This window comes from Polaromonas sp., assembly GCF_030682935.1.
Classification (GTDB): Bacteria; Pseudomonadota; Gammaproteobacteria; order Burkholderiales; family Burkholderiaceae_C; genus Polaromonas.
Genome location: NZ_JAUXNA010000279.1, coordinates 13,598 through 34,209 on the forward strand (window position 1 = coordinate 13,598; position 20,612 = coordinate 34,209).

18 protein-coding genes are annotated in these 20,612 nt (G+C 62.2%); 14 read left to right on the plus strand and 4 right to left on the minus strand.

What is annotated here, in order from left to right; all coding sequences use genetic code 11:
• Positions 1-5 precede the first annotated feature (5 nt).
• Entirely contained in the window at positions 6-2,033 is a 2,028-nt protein-coding gene (locus tag Q8K05_RS12740) for a lytic transglycosylase domain-containing protein (RefSeq protein ID WP_305246964.1), read from the minus strand.
• A 9-nt stretch (positions 2,034-2,042) separates the two neighbouring features.
• Between Q8K05_RS12740 and Q8K05_RS12745 the strand changes: the two genes are divergently transcribed.
• A complete protein-coding gene (locus Q8K05_RS12745; protein ID WP_305246965.1) occupies positions 2,043-2,681 on the plus strand; it encodes a 5-formyltetrahydrofolate cyclo-ligase in 639 nt (212 codons plus the stop codon).
• A 106-nt stretch (positions 2,682-2,787) separates the two neighbouring features.
• On the opposite strand, the gene Q8K05_RS12750 is transcribed toward Q8K05_RS12745, so the two are convergent.
• The gene (locus Q8K05_RS12750) at positions 2,788-3,180 is read right to left on the minus strand and encodes a RidA family protein (protein WP_305246966.1); all 393 of its coding nucleotides are present in this window, start codon (positions 3,178-3,180) and stop codon (positions 2,788-2,790) included.
• A 224-nt stretch (positions 3,181-3,404) separates the two neighbouring features.
• Here Q8K05_RS12750 and Q8K05_RS12755 point away from each other — a divergent pair, with 224 nt between their 5' ends.
• The 9 genes from Q8K05_RS12755 to Q8K05_RS12795 all read left to right on the plus strand — a co-directional run bounded on the left by Q8K05_RS12755 (position 3,405) and on the right by Q8K05_RS12795 (position 14,075).
• Positions 3,405-4,964 (plus strand): ABC transporter substrate-binding protein, encoded by a 1,560-nt coding sequence (locus Q8K05_RS12755; RefSeq protein ID WP_305246967.1) that lies wholly within the window; start codon positions 3,405-3,407, stop codon positions 4,962-4,964.
• A gap of 115 nt (positions 4,965-5,079) precedes the next feature.
• Positions 5,080-6,021 (plus strand): ABC transporter permease, encoded by a 942-nt coding sequence (locus Q8K05_RS12760; protein ID WP_305246968.1) that lies wholly within the window; start codon positions 5,080-5,082, stop codon positions 6,019-6,021.
• A 4-nt stretch (positions 6,022-6,025) separates the two neighbouring features.
• Positions 6,026-6,865, plus strand: coding sequence for an ABC transporter permease (locus Q8K05_RS12765; RefSeq protein ID WP_305246969.1), 840 nt, complete (start codon positions 6,026-6,028; stop codon positions 6,863-6,865).
• A gap of 10 nt (positions 6,866-6,875) precedes the next feature.
• Positions 6,876-7,940 (plus strand): ABC transporter ATP-binding protein, encoded by a 1,065-nt coding sequence (locus tag Q8K05_RS12770; protein ID WP_305246970.1) that lies wholly within the window; start codon positions 6,876-6,878, stop codon positions 7,938-7,940.
• Complete coding sequence (locus Q8K05_RS12775) at positions 7,937-8,908, plus strand: ABC transporter ATP-binding protein (RefSeq protein ID WP_305246971.1); 972 nt, start codon at positions 7,937-7,939, stop codon at positions 8,906-8,908. The genes Q8K05_RS12770 and Q8K05_RS12775 overlap by 4 nt, the downstream gene beginning before the upstream one ends.
• A 23-nt stretch (positions 8,909-8,931) precedes the next feature.
• Positions 8,932-10,230 (plus strand): amino acid deaminase, encoded by a 1,299-nt coding sequence (locus Q8K05_RS12780; protein WP_305246972.1) that lies wholly within the window; start codon positions 8,932-8,934, stop codon positions 10,228-10,230.
• A 45-nt stretch (positions 10,231-10,275) separates the two neighbouring features.
• Positions 10,276-11,187, plus strand: coding sequence for a MurR/RpiR family transcriptional regulator (locus tag Q8K05_RS12785; RefSeq protein ID WP_305246973.1), 912 nt, complete (start codon positions 10,276-10,278; stop codon positions 11,185-11,187).
• Entirely contained in the window at positions 11,184-12,692 is a 1,509-nt protein-coding gene (locus Q8K05_RS12790; RefSeq protein ID WP_305246974.1) for an amidohydrolase family protein, read from the plus strand. Before Q8K05_RS12785 ends, Q8K05_RS12790 begins: the two co-directional genes overlap by 4 nt.
• A gap of 390 nt (positions 12,693-13,082) precedes the next feature.
• Entirely contained in the window at positions 13,083-14,075 is a 993-nt protein-coding gene (locus tag Q8K05_RS12795; RefSeq protein ID WP_305246975.1) for an MBL fold metallo-hydrolase, read from the plus strand.
• A 29-nt stretch (positions 14,076-14,104) separates the two neighbouring features.
• On the opposite strand, the gene Q8K05_RS12800 is transcribed toward Q8K05_RS12795, so the two are convergent.
• Entirely contained in the window at positions 14,105-14,509 is a 405-nt protein-coding gene (locus Q8K05_RS12800) for a BLUF domain-containing protein (protein WP_305246982.1), read from the minus strand.
• A gap of 81 nt (positions 14,510-14,590) precedes the next feature.
• Here Q8K05_RS12800 and Q8K05_RS12805 point away from each other — a divergent pair, with 81 nt between their 5' ends.
• On the plus strand, positions 14,591-15,349 hold the full coding sequence (locus Q8K05_RS12805) for a Crp/Fnr family transcriptional regulator (RefSeq protein ID WP_305246976.1): 759 nt from the start codon (positions 14,591-14,593) through the stop codon (positions 15,347-15,349).
• 140 nt (positions 15,350-15,489) lie between these two features.
• On the plus strand, positions 15,490-16,908 hold the full coding sequence (gene glmU / locus Q8K05_RS12810) for a bifunctional UDP-N-acetylglucosamine diphosphorylase/glucosamine-1-phosphate N-acetyltransferase GlmU (RefSeq protein ID WP_305246977.1): 1,419 nt from the start codon (positions 15,490-15,492) through the stop codon (positions 16,906-16,908).
• Positions 16,909-17,075: 167 nt separating this feature from the next.
• Here glmU and Q8K05_RS12815 read toward each other — a convergent pair whose 3' ends face one another.
• Positions 17,076-17,561: an Lrp/AsnC family transcriptional regulator gene (locus tag Q8K05_RS12815; RefSeq protein ID WP_305246978.1), complete on the minus strand. Its 486-nt coding sequence runs from the start codon at positions 17,559-17,561 to the stop codon at positions 17,076-17,078.
• A gap of 134 nt (positions 17,562-17,695) precedes the next feature.
• Between Q8K05_RS12815 and glmS the strand changes: the two genes are divergently transcribed.
• A complete protein-coding gene (gene glmS / locus Q8K05_RS12820; protein ID WP_305246979.1) occupies positions 17,696-19,546 on the plus strand; it encodes a glutamine--fructose-6-phosphate transaminase (isomerizing) in 1,851 nt (616 codons plus the stop codon).
• A 377-nt stretch (positions 19,547-19,923) separates the two neighbouring features.
• On the plus strand, positions 19,924-20,612 hold a 689-nt coding region (locus tag Q8K05_RS12825; RefSeq protein WP_370868843.1), incomplete at its 3' end, for a hypothetical protein.

The window sequence follows — 20,612 nt, forward strand, 5'->3', positions numbered from 1 at the left end:
GCGGCTTAAGGCAAGTCCTTGTTGACCTCAGGCAAGGCCGCCTCGCGCGGCCCCACCATGCCCAGCCGCGCCTTCAGCGACTGGGGCTGGCCCGTCAAAATCGCCGCGTAATTGGTAGCATTGGACAGCACTTTTTTCACGTAGTCGCGGGTTTCGCTGAAGGGCACGTTCTCGGCCCATATCGCGGCGTCGAGCACATGGCCATTGCGCCAGGTGCGCGGCCGGCCGGGTCCGGCATTGTAGGCGGCTGCGGCCATGGGCATGGAGCCATTGAGGTCGTCGAGGGCCAGCTTCAGGTAGGCCGTGCCAATCGTGATGTTGGTGTCTCGGTCGTTGATCTGCTCGGGGCTGAAGCCCTCCAGGCCGATCTTGCGCGCGGTCCAGCGCGCCGTGGCGGGCATGACCTGCATCAGTCCCGAGGCGCCTACACCCGAGCGGGCGTCCATGATGAAACGGCTTTCCTGGCGGATCAGGCCATACACGTAAGCCGGGTCCAGGTTGATGCTCTGGCTGCGTTTGATCACCGCCTCGCGAAAAGGCATGGGAAAGCGCTGCTCAAAGTCGGTTTCGGTGGCGGTGCGCTCGCTGGTGTTGATGCAGCGGTCCCAGATCTGGCGGTCGCAGGCAAACTGGGCCGCGGCCAGCAACTCGCGTTCGCCCATGCCGCCGCGCTGGTGCAGGCTGGTGCTGTAGTTCCACTCGCGCACGCCCTCGCTGCGCAAACCCATCGCAATCGCGTAGGCGCCGCGGTTCAGACCCGGGTTGAGTCGTGCGGTTTCTTTTTCCTGCACGCTGAGCGGCGTCGGCTTGGCCGGCACCGTGATTTTCTGGCCCAGATCTTCGAGCGCCAGTTGCTCGTAAAAACCGCGCACCGAGGCGATCGACTGCAGCAGCGCCTGCGCCTGGGCGCGCTGCGTCGCATCGGTCGGCGCCGTGGCCAGCAGCGCGCGCGCTTTCCAGTAGCGCCAGGTCGGGTCCTCGCGCGCTGCGTCGCTCATGGCATTGACCGCCATCAGCACCTGCGGCCATTTGGGCTGGGTGCCGTCGCGCAGGGCGGCCCTGGCTTTCCAGGCCAGCATATCGTCGGTCAGGTCGGTGTCCTTGCTGACCCTGGCAAAGTACTGCATCGCGTCGCTGGCTGGCTGCGCGCCCAGGCGCATGGCGACCCGTTTGCCAATCAGTCCCCAGACCCAGTTGCGCTCTTCGGCTGTCAGTTGCACCGCCCATTTGCGCTCCATCTGGGTGGCGGCCGCCTCCGTGTCGCTGGCGGCCAGCTTGACCAGCGCCAGCGTGACGATTTCCTTGCGCACCTTGCGCAGCGCCAGCTGTTTTTCCGTGAGGAACTTGGCGGGGTTGTTGTTCAGCTCGGCCACCAGCCCCAGGGCTTCCGGGGCAATGATCTGCACCGCGTCGCGCGCGGCACCGGGGCGGTTGGCTTCCAGGGCCAGGCGCGCCTTGTGCCAGACATCTTGCTGCGTGAGGTTTTTGGCACCCACCAGCCGCTCGGCCGCCGCGGTGCAGCCGTCGCCCGCTTCGCGCTGCGCCTGCCAGTTGCCGCGCACTTCGTTCGACAGGCTGGCGTCCAGCGCCGGATTTTTCAGGTGCTCTACCAGCAGCGCGTAGCAGCGCACCTCACGGTCGTCGTTCATGCGGAAATTCGGGTATTCGGCGGCAAAACCGGCCCAGTCGCGGCGCTGGCCCAGCAGCAGCAGCCAGTCGTTGCGCAGGCGGTCTTCCTGGTAGCTGCCGGCGTAGCGGGCCATGAAGCCCTGCACTTCCTGCGGGCTGGCTTCTTCGAGCCGGGCCTTGAGTTCCCAGTAGGCCGCCCAGGGTTCCAGGGCGTGGCCTTTGGTCTGGGGCAGCAGTTGCGCCAGCCTGGTTTTGTCGCCGCGCCGGAAGGCCTTGTTCATCTCCAGGATCAGGCTGTCGCCAGCGGCGGCGCTGGCTGATGTATTCTGGGCCGCTGCGGGCGCCACCCAGGCGGCGCAAAGTGCCGCAGAGAGCGTCGCACTGAAAACAAATTTATTTAGCATTGGGACATTATGGACAAATTAAGTACCCGTAAAGCACTCATTGAATCGCGCCTCAACATGCCCGACCGCCAGGCGCGGGCCGATCTGCTGCAGCGCGTCATGCGCATCTGGCTGTTTGACCGTCCCGACGTGGTGATTGGCGCCTATTGGCCCATCAAGGGCGAGTTTGACCCGCTGCCCGCGCTGTACCGCTGGCAGGAAGACGCCATTTTGGGCCAGGAACCCCAGGAAAACCAGGCCCTGACGCCCGAAGGACGGACGCAGCTGGCGACTGAAAGCATCGCCAGCCGCTCGCCGCGCAAGATTGGCCTGCCGGTGATCAACAAGCTGCATAAAACCCTGACTTTTCATGCCTGGTATCCCGGCTGCCCGATGGAGGAAGACGCCTACGGCATTCCCAAGCCCAAGGGCACCGAAGTGATCGTGCCGACGCTGCTGTTTGTGCCCTGTGTGGGCTATGGGCCGGGCGGCTACCGTCTGGGTTACGGCGGCGGCTTTTATGACCGCACGCTGGTGACGCTGCAGCCCCGTCCGGTGACTGTGGGCCTGGGCTACAGCCAGGGCTGGCTGCCGGACCTGGAACCCGAACCTCACGACATTGCCCTCGATGCGCTGCTCAATGACAAAGGCGTGGCCTGGCCGGTGTGATTTATTCCATTTCTACTTCAATGCGATAGGTCGTTGCCCCGCCTTGCCGTGCGACAAGCACTGTCTGCGGCGGTGCGCCTACTTTCTCATCGAATTGAAAATGGAATTAGCCGCGCGGCTTGTAAGCCACCACATCAATTTCAACCCGTGCATCCACCATCAGGCGCGCCTCGGTGGTGGAGCGCGCCGGTTTTTTGTCACCAAAGTAACTCATGTAAACGCGGTTAAAACTGCCGAAATCGCGCGCGTCCTGCAGCCACACCGTGGTTTTGCATACGTCGTCCAGCGTACAGCCGGCCAGCGCCAGAGCGGCGGACAGGTTTTTCATGACCTGCCGCGTCTGCACTTCAATGCCGCCTTGCACGATTTCTCCTTTTTCGTCGCCCGGAACCTGACCCGACACATAGACAAAGTCGCCCGCGCGCACGGCGGGCGAGAACGGCCGGGGCTGGTGGTCAGAGGCGATAGGCGGGTTGCCAAAGTATTCAAGTGCGGACATTGCAAAAAACTCCTGGTTGGGTGAAGAAAGAAAACGGGCTGGCAGACACCAGACTGGGGCGCAGTGCCAGGCACTACGCTCCAAGATCATGCTGCTCGGCCGCTTGTATGAAATATATTTTCATATTTACTGTTTCATTCTAGGGTTTGTACCCATTTTTCCGAAATAAAAGGTGGAATATTCTTTGTATGTTGAAAAATACTTTCACTTTTAAGGAGATTGGCATGCTGCAAAAATTCTGGATCAACCGCCGCAAGGCGGTGGCTTTGGCGCTGGTGGTGGGTGGTACGGCCTTGTTGCCGATCGGAGCCCAGGCGCAAGCGCTTTCAAAATCCGCCCTCAACCTGGCCATGATTGCCGAGCCGCAAACGCTGGATCCGATGGCATCGCCCACGGACCTGGTGGCCACCATCATGCAGCATGTGTATGAGCCGCTTTTTACCTTTGATGCCAGCTGGAAAATAGTGCCCATGCTGGCTGAAAGCCTGCCCAAGGTATCGTCCGATGACAAGCGCTACAGCATCACGCTGCGCAAGGGTGTGCAGTTGCACAATGGCCGCGAATTGAATGCCGAAGACGTGGTGGCCAGCCTCAAGCGCTGGATGGAGGTGTCGCCGCGCGGCAAGGCGCTTTCCAAAGAGGTGGAAGACCTGTCGGTCAATGGAAGTCATGGCATTGAGATCACGCTCAAGGCACCCTATGCACCGCTGCTGTCGCAACTGGCCATGCCTTCCGGCATGGCCGCCATCATGGCCAAAGAGTCGATTGCCACGCCGCTGAAAGAGTTCGTCGGAACCGGCCCCTACAAATTCAAGGAGCGCCGTCCTGACCAGTATGTTCTGCTGACGCGCTTTGACCAGTACGCTGCCCGCAAGGAGGCCGCCAGCGGCTATGGCGGCAAGAAAATCGCGGTTGCCGATGAGCTGCGTTTCATCCCCGTGCCCAACGCCAACACGCGCGTTGAGGGCTCGCTGGCCGGGCAATACCACTTTGCCGACCTGCTGCCCACCGAAGCGCTGGGCCGTCTTGAGAAATCGGGCGGCAAGACCGTTCCCATCCTGACGCCATCCTTTGGTTTTCCGTACTTTGTGTTTAATACCAAAGAGGGCGTGATGGCCTCCCAGCCCGTGCGCAAAGCGGTGCAAACCAGCATTGGCGAAGGTGAAATGCTGGCCGCCGGGTTTGGCGACACGCGTTTCTTCACGGCTGAGCCCAACCATTTCCCCAAAGGGACGCCCTTTTATTCGACCGCCGGTGCGGCCAAATACAACGAGCGTGATGCGGTCAAGGCCAAAGCTCAGGCCGTTCAGGCCGGGTACAAGGGCGAACCCATCCGTATTTTGACCAGTCGCCAGTACGATTTTCACTACAACATGGCGCTGATCATGGCCGAGCAGCTCAAGCGCGCCGGCTTCAAGGCCGAGCTGAACGTGGTGGACTGGGCCACGCTGGTACAGCGCCGCGGCGACTCCAGACTCTGGGATGTTTACATCACGCATTCGGGCCAGTTCCCTGAACCCATGCTGTCCCCACCACAACTGGGCGAGGGTGCGCCGGGCTGGTGGAGCTCACCGGCCAAGCAGGCTGCGCTGGCTGCGCTGAACCACGAAACCAATCCCGCCAAGCGCGGCGCCTTGTGGGGTGCGGTGCAGCAGGTGATCTATGACGAAGTACCGTATATCAATGCGGGCAAGTTCAACAGCCTGTCGGCCAGGTCGCCAGCGCTGCAGGGCTATGTGCCTTCCACCTGGCCCTTCTTCTGGAACACCGGCCTGAAGAACTAATGCCCCCACGCTTGTCGCTTCGCATACTACGCTGCCCCCCAAGGGGGCGGTGCTTGCTTGGGGTGGCCCGGCGCGGCGCACTTCATCCATTGTTTATGGTTAAAGAGAAATTATCATGACCCGCTATCTGTTGTCACGCGTCATGGGCATGCTGATGGTCATGGCGCTCGTGGCGGTCATCGTGTTTGTACTCACACGCGCCGCATCGGGCGACCCCATCACGGTGCTGCTGGGCGACCAGGCAACGGCGGAAGACATTGTCCGCGTGCAAAAAGAGTATGGCCTGGACAAGCCGCTGCCGGTGCAGTTTGGCTACTGGCTCAAGGAGTTGTCGCAGGGCAACCTGGGCCAGTCCATCTTCCTGCAGCGCCCGGTCACCCAGGCGCTGTGGGAGCGGGCCGAGCCCACCACCTTGCTGGCACTGATGGCCGTCTTCATTGCAGCGGCGATTGGCGTGCCCTGCGGCATTGTTTCGGCGGTGTTTCGCGGCAAGTTCATTGACCAGTTCCTGACCGGCTTTGCCATGCTGGGCGCCAGCATTCCCAGTTTCTGGTTCGGGCTGGTGCTGATGCAGATTTTTGCCGTGTCCATGGGCTGGTTTCCGGTGTCGGGCTACGGCGACCCAGGCGCCTCGCTGGCCGAACGCATTCACTACCTCGTGCTGCCTTCGGTGGTGCTGGGCGTGCTCAACTCCGCGCTGATCATCCGCTTCACGCGCGCCTCCATGCTCGATGTGCTGGGTGAGGACTATGTGCGCACCGCGCGCGCCAAGGGGCTGTCTGAAAAGGTGGTGGTGCTCAAGCATGCGCTACGCAATGCGCTGGTGCCCATCATCACCGTGCTGGGCCTCACCGTCGCGCTGATGATTGGCGGCGCTGTGGTCACCGAAACCGTGTTTGGACTGCCCGGTGTCGGCAACCTTGTGGTGAGCGCCGTCCTGCGGCGCGACTACCCGGTGATCCAGGGCGCCTTGCTGGTCATCGCCATGATTTATGTGGTGATCAATTTCCTGACCGACCTGCTGTACATGGTGGTGGACCCCCGGGTGAAGTACTGACTGTATGAAAATTCCGCTGATTCTCAAAAAACTGTTCCGGCGCCGCATCGTGCTCGGCGCCGCCATCTGCTTGCTGGTCGTGGTGCTGGTCGCCTTGCTGGCCAACGTGATCACCGGCTACGACCCGAACGAAACCGCGGTCAGCCAGCGCCTGTCGGTGCCTACGGCCACCCATCTCATGGGCACCGACGAACTGGGGCGGGACCTGTTTGCGCGCATTGCCTTTGGCGGCCGCTATTCACTCACCATTGCGGCGTTGACGGCCATAGGTGCCATTACCTTTGGCACGCTATTTGGCCTGGTGGCGGGATTTTTCCGCCGGCTGGACGCGCCCATCATGCGCGTGGTGGACGCGATGATGTCTTTCCCCGACATCCTGCTGGCCATTGCGCTGGTAGCCATTCTCGGCCCGTCCATGCTCAACGTGGTGCTGGCGCTGGTGCTGGTGTACACGCCGCGCGTGGCCCGTGTGGTGCGCGCCTCCACGCTGGTGGTGCGTGAGCTGCTGTTTGTGGAGGCGGCGCGTGCCGTGGGTGTGTCAACGGCGCGCATCTTGTGGCGGCACATTCTGCCCAACCTGATGTCGCCCATTCTGGTGCAGGCCTCCTTCATCTTTGCCTATGCCATTTTGGCCGAGGCGGCGCTATCCTTTCTGGGCGTGGGCGTGCCGCCCGAAATACCGACCTGGGGCACCATGGTGGCGGGCAGCCAGCAGTATGCGCACGACGCGCTCTGGGTTGTTCTGTTTCCCGGATTCGCCATCATTCTGACCGCGCTGTCGTTGCAGTTGCTGGGTGACGGCGTGCGCGACCTGCTGGACCCCCGGCTTAAAAAGTCGATGTGAGACCCCACCCATGAAACCGTCCCTGACTTCTCCTGATCCCTTGCGGCTCGATGTCCGCAACCTGAGCACTTTCTTTGACACCGATGAAGGACTGATCCGCTCGGTGGCCGATGTCAGCTTCAGCATCCGTCCCGGCAAAACCACCGCGCTGGTGGGCGAGTCCGGCTCGGGCAAGTCGGTGACCAGCTTGAGCCTGATGCGACTGCTGTCCCGCACCGACTCCACCCAGGTCAGCGGCCAGGCCCTGTTTACCAACCGCGCCGGTGAAACGCTGGACTTGCTGGCGCTGCCCGAGCCCGCCATGCGCCGCATACGGGGCAATGAAATCGCCATGATTTTTCAGGAGCCCATGACCAGCCTGAACCCCGTTTTTACGGTGGGCGAACAGATTGCCGAGTCGGTGCGCCTGCACTTGGGGCTGGACCGCACGGCGGCCCTGGCCCACGCCCTGCGCATGCTTGAACTGGTGGAGATACCGGCTGCCGCGCAGCGCCTGCATGAATACCCGCACCAGCTGTCGGGCGGCATGCGCCAGCGCGTGATGATTGCGCTGGCCATGGCCTGCAACCCGACCTTGCTGATTGCCGACGAACCCACCACCGCGCTGGATGTGACCATCCAGGCGCAGATTCTGGAGCTGATGCGCCGCCTGCAGACTGAGACTGGCATGAGCATCCTTTTCATCACGCACAACCTGGGCGTGGTGGCCCACCACGCCGATGATGTGGCGGTGATGTATGCGGGACGCATTGTCGAGTCGGCCCCTGTGAGGGCGCTGTTTGCCTCGCCCCAGCACCCCTACACGCAGGGCCTGCTGGCCTGTCTGCCGGCACAGCAGCGCAAGCGCGAGCTGGCCAACGGAGAAACGCGCGGCAAGCGCCGCCTGTATGCCATTCGCGGCCAGGTCTCCAGCCCGCTGGCGCCGCCGCCAGGCTGTGCGTTTGAACCGCGCTGCGACCATGCCCTGGCGGCATGCAAGGAAGCCATGCCGGCATTGGAAAGTGCCGGACCGCAGCGTGCCGCGCGCTGCATTCTGGTGTCTGAAGCTGCCCTTGTTGTGACGGAGACCGCATGAGCGCGCCACTGATTGAAGTCAAGAACCTGCGCCGCTACTTTGGCGCGCCTGCCAAGCCGGTGCGTGCGGTAGATGATGTGTCTTTTTCCATCCAGCCTGGTGAAACGCTGGGGCTGGTCGGGGAATCGGGGTCTGGCAAAAGCACCATTGGCCGCACGCTGCTGCGGCTGATTGAGAGCACCTCGGGCCAGGTGTTGTACCGGGGCGAAGACCTCGGGTCGGCATCAAGTTCCCGCATGCGCGCCCTGCGCAGCAAGCTGCAGATGATTTTTCAGGACCCCTACGCCAGCCTGAATCCGAAAATGCGCGTGAAGGACATTCTGGGCGAGGCCTTGCAGGTGCATGGTCTTGCCAAGGGCCAAAAAGCCCGTGACGCGCGTATCGCCGAGTTGCTCGAGCTGGTCGGCCTGCGCGCCGAGCATGCCAGCCGCTATCCGCATGAATTTTCCGGCGGCCAGCGCCAGCGCATTGGCGTGGCCCGAGCCCTCGCGGTTGAGCCCGAATTCATCGTGGCTGACGAGCCTTTGTCCGCGCTGGACGTGTCGATTCAGGCGCAGGTGGTCAACCTGCTGTGCGACCTGCGCGACCGCCTGTCGCTGACCATGCTGTTCATCTCGCACGACCTGGACGTGGTGGAATACCTGTGCGACCGGGTGGTGGTGCTGTACCTGGGCCGCGTGATGGAAGTGGCGCCCACGGCCGAGCTGTTTGCCCGGCCTCTGCACCCCTACAGCCAGGCCCTGCTGGCCGCCTCGCCCAAGCCCGACCCTGAGCAAAAAAGTGAACGCATTGCGCTCACCGGCGACATTCCCAGCCCCGTCAACCCGCCTTCCGGTTGCGTGTTTCGTACCCGCTGCCCCCATGTGATCGACGCCTGCGCCAGCACCCGTCCCGAGTTGCGGGACATGGGGCAGGGCCGTTTCAAGGCCTGCATCCGCGATGACATCGCGCGGGTGGCAACGACATAGAACTGAATAAAGAAGAACCAGCCATGACCACTTTGCAAGACATCCTCGACCCGCAGATTGACCACTCTTTCAAGGGCTTTCCGCACACCAGCCCGCCCTTGCGCCGCTCGCAGATTGCCGCCCAGAACTGGCGCGTGCTGGGCGGTGATTTGCCGCTGCCGTTGGCGCTCGTCAAGCAGCAGGCGCTGCAGCACAACCTGTCGTGGATGCAGCGCTTTGCTGCCGATCATGGCCTTGATATGGCCCCGCACGGAAAAACCACCATGTCGCCCCAGTTGCTCAAGCGACAGCTCGACGAGGGCGCCTGGGGCCTGACCTTTGCCACCGTGGCCCAGGTACGCGCCGGGGTGTCGGTGGGTGCGCGCCGCTGCATGATTGCCAACCAGGTGTTCGCCGCAGTGGATTTGGCCGGCATTCAGGACATGCAGCGCGAATACGACGGGCTGCGAATTGCCTTCCTGGTGGATTCTGTGGCGCAGCTGGCGCTGATCGAAGCCTGGTACCTGTCACCCAAAGAGCCCCAGGTACAGGTGCGTCCTTTTGAGGTCTTGCTGGAAATCGGTGTCGATGGTGGCCGTACCGGCTGCCGCAATCAGCACGATGCCGTGACGCTGGCGCGCCGCCTCCATGACAGCCCGGCATGCCGCCTGGTCGGCATCGAGTGCTATGAAGGCCTGGGCGCGACCGGGCAATCAGCGGCGGACGAGACCTATGCCGCGGCGCTGATGCAGCGCGTGTGTGACATTGCCGTCGTGTGTGATCAGCAGAATTTTTTTGACAACGAAGAGGTGCTGGTCAGCGCCGGCGGCTCGGCGATTTTCGACCTGGTGGCAAACCGGCTCAAGCCCGAACTCTCCCGGCCTGTGCGCGGCATCTTGCGATCAGGGTGCTACGTGACGCACGACCACGGGTTTTACAAACGCATGGTCAATGCGGTCAATTCGCGCCTGCACTGCAGCGGCGGCTTGCAGGCGGCGATGGAGGTCTGGGCCTCTGTGCAGTCCTGCCCCGAGCCCGGTCTGGTGATCCTCGCCGTGGGCAAGCGCGACATTTCCTACGATCTGGATTTGCCTGTCCCGCTCACTTTTTGCAAGCCCGGTGGCGCGGCCATCACGGATGCGCCCGCCGACTGGAAGATCAGCGGCCTGAACGACCAGCATGCCTATTTGCGTGGTGCCGGTCCCGAGCATGCGGCGCTGCAGGTCGGCGATCTGGTGGCGCTGGGTATTTCGCACCCCTGCACCACGTTTGACAAATGGCGCTGGATGCCGGTGGTGGATGAAAACTACCGGGTGTGCGATGCCCTCGTGACCTGTTTCTGACGCCCGTCCAGCCTTTATTACCACCCGCCTGATTCATTCCCATTCATGACTTCAAAAGTGCTTGCCAAAATTGCCGAAACCATGGCGAACGCGCCGACCTCCAGGCGCAATGTGCTGGCACTGATCCTGCAGGACCCCCAGCGTGTGCTGGATGAAAGTTTTGAGCAGCTGGCGCAGCGGGCGGGCAGTTCGGTGCCTACTGTCATGCGCACCTGCCGCAACTTGGGTTACCCTGGTCTGCGCGAGTTCAAGCTGGCGCTGGCGCAGGAAATGGCTGTTAGCGGCTCGCCCCTGCATCGCCGGGTGCAGCTCCATGACGGTACGCAGGAAGTCATCTCCAAAGTCATCAAGGGCGCTGCCACTGCGGTCAACGGCGTGCAGGCGCAACTCAGTGTGGCGGCGGTCGAGCAGGCGGCTGACGCCATCGTTCGTGCCAGCCGCGTGGACTGCTACAGCGTGGGCGTGACCTCCAGCTTCATGGCGTCCGACATGCAGGCCCGGCTGTTTCGGCTGGGGCTGGTTTCCAATGCTTATCTGGATATTCATTTGCAACTGGTGTCGGCGGCCACCATGGGCCCGCAGGGTGTGGTGTTTGCCATTTCGCATGTGGGCGGCATGCCCTCGCTGATCGAAGCGGTGGACGTAGCCCGCTCACAAGGCGCCACGGTGATTGCCCTGACCCAGCAGGGAACCGTGCTGGCCGAGCACGCCGACATCGTGCTGGGCATCCATGTGCCGGAAGACCCGGTCATGCATGTGGGCACCGAGGCCTACTTGGTACACCTCACCGTGATTGAAATCGTCACGGTGCTGGTCGCGCAGCGGCTGGGGGATCTGGCCGTCAAGCGCCTGGGTGGCGTGCGCGACGTGCTCAGCACGCGCGGGGTGGACATGCGGCACTACCCCAAGCTCGATTGGGGCACTGTCGCAGCCGTTAACGAAAGCCAACTCAAATGACACGCGCTACCCTGCTTGAAAACGGTCTGGTGATTGACGGTACAGGCGCCCCCGGCTGGATCGGCGATGTGCTGCTGGAGGGCGACCGGGTTGCGGCGGTGGGCAAGGCGCTACGCCACCAGTTGCCTGAGGGCCTGAGGCTTGAAGCAGTGAGCTGCATCGATTGCACCGGCCTGGCCATTACCCCGGGCTTCATCGATGTTCACACGCACGACGATGCGATTGTGCTCAAGCACCCCGACATGCTGCCCAAGGTGTCGCAGGGCATCACCACCGTCATCACCGGCAACTGCGGCATTTCGCTGGCGCCTTTTGTGGTGGAGAAGCCCGAGCCGCCGCTGAATCTGCTCGGCGCCGATTCATTCCAGTTTGATTCCGTGCAGAGTTATGAGCGCGCCGTGGCCGCCGCGCAGCCCGCGGTCAATGTGGCCGTGTTGATTGGCCACACCACGCTGCGCTTTGCCTGTATGGATGACCTGAGTCGCGCGGCCAGCGCCAGCGAGCTCGACGCCATGTGTGCGCTGCTCGCGCGCTGTATGGAGGGCGGTGCGGCCGGCCTGTCTTCGGGCCTTTTTTATGAACAGGCTTTTGCTGCGCCTGCCGAAGAAGTGGTGCGGCTGGCCCAGGTGGTTTCGCGCTTCGGCGGGGTCTATGCCACCCATCTGCGTAGCGAGATGCAAGCCATCATTGAAGCGCTGCATGAGGCCGGCGACACGGCCTTTCGCGCTGGCGTTCCGCTGATTATTTCGCACCACAAATGTGCCGGCCCGGCCAACTGGGGGCGCACGCAGGAAACCCTGCCGCTGATCGAGTCGCTTGCCAGCCGCCAGCCTGTGGCCATGGACGTCTACCCCTACGTGGCGGGTTCCACCGTGCTGCGTGAGGATCTCGTCGATGGCGTGATCGATGTGCTCGTGAGCTGGTCCACGCCGCATCCTGAAATGACGGGCCGCACACTGGCCTCGATTGCGGCCGAGTGGGGCGTTGACCAGAAAACCGTCTGCCGCCGGCTGCAGCCCGGTGGCGCCTGCTATTTCCAGATGCACGAAGATGACGTGAAACGCGTCATTGCCCACCCCTTGAGCATGATCGGCTCGGACGGTTTGCCGCACGACCAGCATCCGCATCCGCGGCTGTGGGGCGCATTTCCGCGCGTGCTGGCGCGCTACTGGCGCGAGCAGCAACTTTTTTCGCTTGAGACAGCCATCTACAAGATGACGGGCTTGTCGGCCCGCAATTTCCGGCTGCACCAGCGCGGACAGTTGCAGGTGGGCTGGCACGCTGACGTGGTGGTGCTGGACCCGGCCAGGGTCCGCGATGTTGCTACCTACGAGAAACCGGTTGCGCTGTCCGAGGGCATTGAAAAAGTCTTCGTCAACGGCGCGCTGGCTTATGCCGCAGTTGGCTCCGACGTCGCAGAGCCCGGTGAAGCCCGTGTGCAAGCGCGCGCTGGCCGGCTGCTCAAGCGGCATGCGCCGCCGCCACTTGCCGCGCCCGTCCGTTAACCGCTTGTTTTCAGCCGACCTTGTCCAGCGTGTCGGGCTCGTGCGTATCGCCAATCGCTTCGTGGTTCTGCGTCGCTGGCAACACACTTCTACCCGCCCAGCCTGGTGGCCAGCCAGTTTGAAGCCTTGCAGGACCCCTCGGTCGGGTACGGCGTGCTGACCCTGGCGGCCGATGCGCATCTGGAGCTGAGCGCTGTAACCTGGCTCGGCGCATTTCGCTGGTGAACTGGCCGGTGGGGATGCTGTTTTTTGGCGAGTCCGCTGGATCTTTGGCTATTGGCAATCGGTTTAACCATGCGTAACTGATTACGGTTAAGTAAAATGAAAGCCGAATCGCCCCAGTCTGTGCGGTGTACAGATTCCGGCGGGCGCCATCACCAGGAAACCTCCATGACCCAAGCCGCCACCAAAGCCTTCGCTTCGCAGTCCGACCTGACGGACAAGACCATCACCTTTGAGCAGCTCAGTGCGCATTGCTGGGCCTATACCGCCGAGGGCGACCCGAATTCGGGCGTGGTCATAGGCGACAAATTCATCCTGGTGAGCGACGCTACGGCCACGCCCGCCATGGCGCAGGACCTGATTGCACGCATTCGCACGGTGAGCGACAAGCCCATCAAGTACGTGCTGCTGACCCACTACCACGCCGTGCGCGTGCTGGGCGCCAGCGCCTACCTGGCGGAAGGCGCGACCGAAGTCATCGCCAGCCAGGGCACGTACGAGCTGATCGTCGAGCGCGGCGCCCAGGACATGCAAAGCGAGATGGAGCGCTTTCCGCGCCTGTTTCGCAACGCCGAAAGCGTGCCGGGCCTGACTTGGCCGACGCTGGTGGTGGGCGACGGAAAGCCGGGCCGGCAAGGCTCGCTCACGGTGGACCTGGGCGGCGTGAAGGTGCAGATCTGGCACCCGGGCGCAGGCCATACGCGCGGCGACACGATTGCGTGGGTCGAGGAAGAAAAAGTGCTGTTCTCGGGCGACCTGGTGGAATACGAAGCCGGCGTGTACACCGGCGACGCCCAGCTCGAAGAATGGCCCGCCACGCTGGAAGCCTTGCGCGCCCTGAAGGCTGAGGCCATCGTGCCCGGTCGCGGCGAGGCCATGAAAGGTGCCGCCAATGTGAACAAGGCGCTGGACTACACCAGGCGCTGGGTCGAAACCCTCTACACGGCAGGCAAGGAGGCCGCTGCGGCCGGCATGGACCTGAAGGCAGCGATGGCGCATGCCCGCAAAAGCATGGACCCTGTTTTTGGCCAGGTGTTCATTTACGAGCACTGCCTGCCGTTTGACGTGAGCCGCGCTTTTGACGAGGCCCGCGGCATCAAGAACCCGCGCATCTGGACCGCCGAGCGTGACCAGGAAATGTGGCGCGCGCTGCAGGGTTGACGCACCCTTGGGGTCTGCGCCGCGGGGGCTCAGGAATCCCAGTCGACGGTAGGAAGCAGCGCCACGAAAGCGTCGACGGCCAACTGGCCGTCCAGTCGTTCAAGCTGCTCCAGCGCATCTTCGCTGTCCGCCGAGGTGTAGCCCAGGCTGAAGTGCTTGAACCTTCGTTCGGCAAGGGGGCCATGGTGCAGGATTTCGACGTTGATGTGGCGCGCGTCGTGGCGAATGCGCTCCAGCAGCGCCAGAACCCCCTTCTGGCCGCCCTCCAGTTGCTGGCAAAAGCGCATGCCATCAAAGATCAGCAGGCCCGTGATGTCCCGCTCCTGATTGGCCGGGCGCGCTTTCCCGGCAATGGCCGCCACCACGCTAATGGGGGCATCGGGCGCCAGGGTGCTGACGTAGAGGACTTCGTACAATCGGGCTGTTTTATTCATCATTGCGGGCAAATGTAGTGGGCCATAGCGAGTCGGGCAATGTGAAAAGACACAGTGTTGCGTGCCTGAAACTTGCCATTTATGAATAACCCTGTCATTACCCCCGGGACCTGTCCGCCGCGCTGTTCGGGTTGCCGCTTGCGCCAGACAAGCGCTTTCACGCCGGTCAAACCAGACGAGCTTGATTTCATTGAGGCCTTTCGCAGCGGCACGTCATCGGTGCCTGCGGGCGGCACCATCATTTACGAGCAAAAGTCCAGCGGCAAACTCTTCACGCTGTATTCGGGCTGGGCCTTTCGCTACAAGACCTTGAGCGACGGCCGCCGGCAGATCCTGAATTTCTTGCTGCCTGGCGACTTTATCGGCCTGCAGCAGGAGTTCTCGGACGGCGCCATGCACGGCATTGAGGCCGTGACCGATGTTGCCCTGTGCGTGTTCCCGCGCGAAGGGCTCTGGAAGCTGTTTCGTGAATATCCCGGCCTCGGTTACGACATCACCTGGCTTTCGGCGCGCGCAGAAGGCATGGTCGACGACAACCTGCTGACCGCTGGCCGGCGCAACGCGACCGAGCGCGTGGCCGTGTTGCTGATGCACCTGTACCGCAGGCTGGAGCGCATCGGCCTGGCCGAGGGCGGCGCCATCGACTTTCCGCTCAATCAGCAACACATCGCTGACGCGCTGGGGCTGTCGCTGGTGCACACCAACAAAACATTGAGGCGCCTGCAGCAGCTGGGCCTGCACGAACTCTACAACGGGCGGCTGCGCCTGCTCAATCCCAAGGCGCTGCAGCGCATCGCCGACTACTACGAAACACCGCCCCGACAAGTGCCGCTGGTGTAGGTGGTTTCAATTCGACATGCCGCCATCAGGCGTGGGTCAGTGCCAGTACGACCAGCACGCCGATAATCCGGGTATGTCGTTTTCGCCCGGCCGGGGCTGGAGGCGCGCGCCCCACCCCTAATAAATTCACAGGAAATCTCATGGCAATCCCAATCGATGTCGTCATCATGGCCGCAGGCAAAGGCACGCGGATGAAAAGCGCGCTGCCCAAAGTGTTGCATCGATTGGGCGGCCGCGCCTTGCTGGCGCATGTGATTGACTGCGCAGCGCGGTTATCGGCGCGCCAGGCGGTCGTGATCACCGGCCACGGTGCTACAGAAGTGGAAGCAGCTTGCGCAGGAATGACGGGTGCTGCAGCCGGTTTTAGCCTGAAATTTGCGCGCCAGGAGCCGCAGCTTGGCACCGGTCATGCGGTGCAGCAGGCGCTGCCGCTGCTGCAGGATGACGGCGTCACGCTGGTGTTGTCGGGCGACGTGCCGCTGACGCAGGCCGGCACGCTGATGGCGCTGCTGGCGCAGTCGGGCGGCCAGCGGCTGGCACTGCTCACGCTGAGCATGGCCGACCCCACGGGCTACGGGCGCATTGTTCGCGCCGGCCCGCAGGCCTCAAGCCAGGTGCGCGCCATCGTCGAGCACAAGGACGCCAGCGACGCCCAGCGCGACATCCATGAAATTTACAGCGGCATCATGGCCGTGCCGACGCGCCTGCTGCGCCGCTGGCTGGCCCGGCTGGACAACCAGAACGCGCAAAACGAGTACTACCTGACCGACATCGTGAAGTTTGCCGTCGAGGACGGCGTGGCCGTGGTGGCGCACCAGATCCTGGACGCGCCCCAAGTGGCCGGCGTGAACAGCCCGGTGCAACTGGCCGAACTGGAGCGCGTGTTCCAGCTGCGCCAGGCCACGGCCCTGATGGAGCAGGGCGTTCGCCTGGCCGACCCGGCGCGCTTTGATGTGCGCGGCACCCTGACCTGCGGCCAGGATGTCGAGATTGACGTGAACTGCTTGTTTGAAGGCCATGTCAGCCTGGGCGATGGCGTGCGCGTGGGCGCCAACTGCGTGATTGCCAACTGCGTGATTGCCGCCGGCGCGGTGATTCATCCGTTTACCCACATCGACGGTGAAAAGCTCGGCGTGCAGGTCGGCGAGGGCGCGCTGGTGGGCCCGTTTGCCCGGCTGCGGCCGGGTGCCGTGCTGGGCGCCGAGGTGCATATCGGCAATTTCGTCGAGGTCAAGAATTCCACGCTGGCCAGGGGCGCCAAGGCCAACCACCTGGCCTACCTGGGCGACGCCACGGTGGGCGAGCGCGTCAACTATGGCGCCGGCAGCATCACCGCCAACTACGACGGCGCCAACAAGCACCGCACGGTGATCGAGGCCGACGTGCACATCGGCAGCAACTGTGTGCTGGTGGCGCCGGTGACGATAGGCGCTGGCGGCACGGTGGGCGGCGGCTCGACGATTACCAAGGATGTGCCGGCAGGGAGTCTGAGTGTGGCGCGGGGCAAGCAGGTGAACATTTCCAACTGGTCGCGGCCGGTTAAGCCGCCTAAAGGTTGAGTTTTTAGTTAAATGTGGCTTTGGCGCAATGGATTCGAGCTTTGGTAGCTATTGAATTCATAGTGGTGTTAACTCTTGCTGGTTTTGCTGGCCGGCAGGCGAGACCGGCCAGCCAAACCCCGAAAAACCAAATTTGCTATTAATTAAATAGCTGTATATCCCCGAAATTATTGGGCTAGAAGCACTTTTGGCTTAAATTTTGCGCGCTTGGTGCTGAAGAAAGCCTTCACATTGCGCACATTCGCATCGCTGGTAAACAGCCGCTGCGACAGCGCCAGGTAGGCCGGCATGTCGGCCACATGCACCAGCAAGATAAAGTCCGGCCCCGGCGACACGCGGTAGCACTGCTGCACGGCGTCATCCAGCACCACCCGCGCCTCAAACGCCTCCAGTTGCTCTGCCCCCTGCCGGTCCAGGGTGATCTCGACCAGCGCCGTCAGCCCATGCCCCAGCGCGGCGGCGAGTTTGTCGGGGCTGAGCAGGGCGATTTCGCGCTCAATCAGCCCGGCATCGCGCAGTCGCTTGACCCGCCGCAAACAGGTGGGCGGCGACACATGGACGCGCTCTGCCAGGTCCATGTTGCTGAGCGAGGCGTCATCTTGCAGGACCTCCAGCAGTTTGATGTCAGTGGTATCTATGTTGATTTGTTCCATATTTGGATTGTCAATGAACTTAAATTCAATTTGTTTAAATTATTGAAATTTAATTCCAAATAACTTCATAAATCAATCACATTAAAAAACAGCTAAGTCGTAGCATCAGCGCATTGTCTTTTCTGGAGTGCCTTATGTGCGGTATTGTTGCGGCGGTTTCTACAAGAAATATTGTTCCCATCCTGGTGCAGGGCCTGCAGCGGCTTGAATACCGGGGCTACGACTCCTGCGGTGTGGCGGTCTATGCCGACGGGCTCAAGCGCGCGCGCAGCACCTCGCGCGTGGCCGAGTTGCAAGCCCAGGTCGCGAGCGACCACCTGGAAAGCGGCACCGGCATTGCGCACACCCGCTGGGCCACGCATGGCGCGCCCGCCATCCACAACGCGCACCCGCACTTCAGCCACGGCCCGGGCGCCAACAGTGCAGCCCGCCCCGGCAAAGTGGCGCTGGTGCACAACGGCATCATTGAAAACCACGACGAACTGCGCGCGGCCCTGCAGGCCAAAGGCTATGTGTTTGAAAGCCAGACCGACACCGAGGTCATCGTTCACCTGGTCGACAGCCTGTATGACGGCGACTTGTTTGAAGCGCTCAAGGCCGCCGTCAGCCAGCTGCATGGCGCCTACGCCATCGCTGCGTTCTGCAAGGACGAGCCGCACCGCGTGGTGGGCGCCCGCGCCGGCTCCCCGTTGATTCTGGGTGTTGGCAAAGACAACTCGGAGAATTTTCTGGCCAGTGACGCCATGGCGCTGGCCGGCGTGACCGACCAGATCGTGTACCTCGAAGAAGGCGATCTGGTCGATCTGCAGCTGGGCAAGTACTGGGTGTTTGACCGCGATCACAAACGTGTCGAACGCGAGGTCAAGACCGTGCATGCCCACAGCGGCGCGGCCGAGCTGGGCCCCTACCGCCATTACATGCAAAAGGAAATCTTCGAGCAGCCGCGCGCCATTGCCGACACGCTCGAAGGCGTGAAAGGCATCGTGCCCGAGCTGTTTGGTGATGGTGCCTACCGTGTTTTTCAGGACATCGATTCGGTGCTTATCCTGGCCTGCGGCACCAGCTACTACAGCGGCTGCGCGGCCAAATACTGGCTCGAATCCATTGCCCAGATCCCGACCCAGGTTGAAGTGGCCAGCGAATACCGCTACCGCACCTCGGTGCCCAACCCCAGAACGCTGGTCGTCACCATCACCCAAAGCGGCGAGACCGCCGACACGCTGGCCGCGCTGCGCCACGCGCAAGGCCTGGGCATGACGCAAACCTTGACGATTTGCAACGTTGCCACCTCGGCCATGGTGCGCGAATGCAAGCTCGCCTACATCACGCGCGCCGGCATCGAGATCGGTGTCGCCTCCACCAAAGCCTTCACCACCCAGCTGGCGGGGCTGTTCCTGCTGACGCTGGTGCTGGCCCAGGCCAAGGGCCGGCTGAGCGAGGAAGAGGAAGCCGGCCACCTCAAAGCCATGCGCCACTTGCCCGCTGCGCTGCAAGCCGTGCTGGCGCTCGAACCCCAGGTCATCAGCTGGGCCGAAGACTTTGCCAAAATGGAAAATGCCCTGTTTTTGGGGCGCGGCCTGCACTACCCGATTGCGCTGGAAGGCGCGCTCAAGCTCAAGGAAATTACCTATATTCATGCCGAGGCTTACCCGGCCGGCGAGCTTAAGCACGGCCCGCTGGCGCTGGTTACCAGCGCCATGCCGGTGGTCACGGTCGCGCCCAACGACAGCCTGCTGGAAAAGCTCAAAAGCAATATGCAGGAAGTGCGCGCCCGCGGCGGCGTGCTCTATGTGCTGGCCGATGCCGACAGCCGCATCGTCAGCAGCGAAGGCGTTCACGTCATCCGCATGCCCGAGCATTACGGCGCCCTGAGCCCGCTGCTGCATGTGGTGCCGCTGCAGTTGCTGGCCTATCACACGGCCTGCGCGCGCGGCACGGACGTGGACAAACCGCGCAACCTGGCAAAAAGCGTGACCGTCGAATGATGGGAGGGCGGTGCGCTTTGGTGTTCCGCGCAATTAAAGTCGTAAACACGGCTCTAGCATCCATGCGGGTTTGCCGGTAGGCGATTTTCAGGGGCCAATTTGTAAAGTCGTAAACAAGATCGTGAACGCGGCCGCTGAACGGCCCCAATGCAGGGGAATTGACACTTGGCCGATAGTGGATTTCCGCTATTGGCCAGCTGCCATTCAGTTTTCGCCGCTGGATGCCTGCGCAGGGCTGCGGACGAGTCACCCAGGGCAACCGCATCAAAGCTGATGTTCAGTCAACAAACTTGGGGAAAGACAATTAAACCGATCATCCGTCGATCTTTAGGTAGGATCGAGACAATTCACTTTCCGCCGATCTTGTGGCGCCAAATTTGCAGTCGTTCAACATCGTCCAAGTACCAGAAAACGCCGCAGAGAAAACTGAGCAGCTCGGTACAAAATTCAAGTTTTGGTATCACGACCGAAGCTACGGCATTGCCTTGTTCAAAGAGGGGCGACCAGGAACAGGTGAAAACTGGGCAGAAAAAATTGCCTGTGAACTTGCCACCTTGCTGAGCCTCCCTCACGCGCACTACGAGTTGGCACAATTTGGCAAAAGAAATGGGGTCATGGGAGTTTCGCTAGTGTCCGGAGGCGCCAGACTGGTCCACGGGAATGAATTGCTGTCAGCGTATGTTGCCGACTATGGTCACACGGACGCTAAGTTGTATCGTAGAAGGGAGCATACGCTACGGCGGGTGGTGGGATACTTAAAGGCCAGTGCAGAAATACTGGGCGCTCCATATGGTTTTCAGCGAACTGATAGCATTCGCAATGCTTTAGATGTTTTCATTGGGTATCTGATGTTTGACTGTTGGATCGCCAACCAAGATCGTCATGATCAAAACTGGGCGGTGCTTCGTACGAGTGATGGCAACAGCTATCTCGCTGCAACGTTTGATCATGGGTCTAGCATGGGGCGCAACGAATCGGATATTAAGCGCCAAAGGATGCTCGACACCAAGGATTTAGGACAGCACATTTCAGCGTACGCAACTAAAGCCCGTTCTGCCCTTTATCC